1 pseudogene is annotated in these 1242 nt (G+C 39.2%); it reads left to right on the forward strand.

Annotated features, from left to right (window positions below):
• Positions 1–1242: pseudogene (locus tag BN3349_RS11800) on the forward strand (hypothetical protein); the annotation flags it as partial.

Genomic DNA, 1242 nt, shown 5'->3' on the forward strand with positions numbered 1-1242 from the left:
ATTAGGTGAGAAAATCGAAGTTGTAGGTGGTAATAATAATCTGAATACCACAGTGACTAACGGCAAGATCGCAGTTAATTTAAATAATACGTTAAATTTAAGTGATGCCGGTTCAATAACCATCGGTGATTCGCGATTGGATAATAGCGGGTTAACAGTTGGTGATGTCAACATAACCGCTAACGGTATTAACGCGGGTAATAAGACAATTACCAATGTCGCTAACGGTACGTCAGAGAGTGATGCGGTGAATCTCAGCCAGTTAAATGCCACCAATGCAACTGTAGCAAACAATACGCAAAATATCACTAATAATGCCAATGCGATTAATATCGTGAAACACGATTTAAATGCGACTAATACAAATGTGAGCAATAATACCCAGAATATTAGTAAAAACGCAGAAAATATCGCAAAAGGTATTAAATTCGGTAACGGCACAGAATCGAGACAGTATCAATTAGGCGATACATTAAATGTCACAGCAGGCAACAATAATCTTGTCAGTGAAACCGTTGATGGTGGTGTGAAACTGAGCTTGGCAGACAACATTAATGTCAGTAGTGTAACTGCAGGCAATAATGTATTGAATACGAGTGGTTTGACCGTTGGTGATGTCAATATAACCACAGACGGTATTAACGCGGGTAATAAGACAATTACTAATGTCGCTAACGGTACGTCAGAGAGTGATGCGGTGAATCTCAGCCAGTTAAATGCAACTAATGCAACTGTGGCAAATAACACGCAGAATATCACCAGTAATACAAATGCAATTAATAGCGTGAAAAACGATTTAAATGCGACTAATACAAATGTAAGTAATAATGCCAATGCGATTAGTACTGTAAAAGACGGTTTAAACGCTACAAATGCAACTGTAGCAAACAATACGCAAAATATTGCAAAAGGTATTAAATTCGGTAACGGCACAGAATCGAGACAGTATCAATTAGGCGATACATTAAATGTCACAGCAGGCAACAATAATCTTGTCAGTGAAACCGTTGATGGTGGTGTGAAACTGAGCTTGGCAGACAACATTAATGTCAGTAGTGTAACTGCAGGCAATAATGTATTGAATACGACAGGTTTAACGGTTGGTGATGTCAATATAACCGCTGACGGTATTAACGCGGGCAAACGGACGATCACGAATGTGGCGAACGGTTCGCTTGCAGCAAATTCAACGGAGGCAGTAAACGGTAGCCAGTTATATGCGACCAATCAAAATATCACAAA

Origin of the sequence: Necropsobacter massiliensis (genome assembly GCF_000827595.2) — a bacterium.
Lineage (GTDB): Bacteria > Pseudomonadota > Gammaproteobacteria > Enterobacterales > Pasteurellaceae > Necropsobacter > Necropsobacter massiliensis.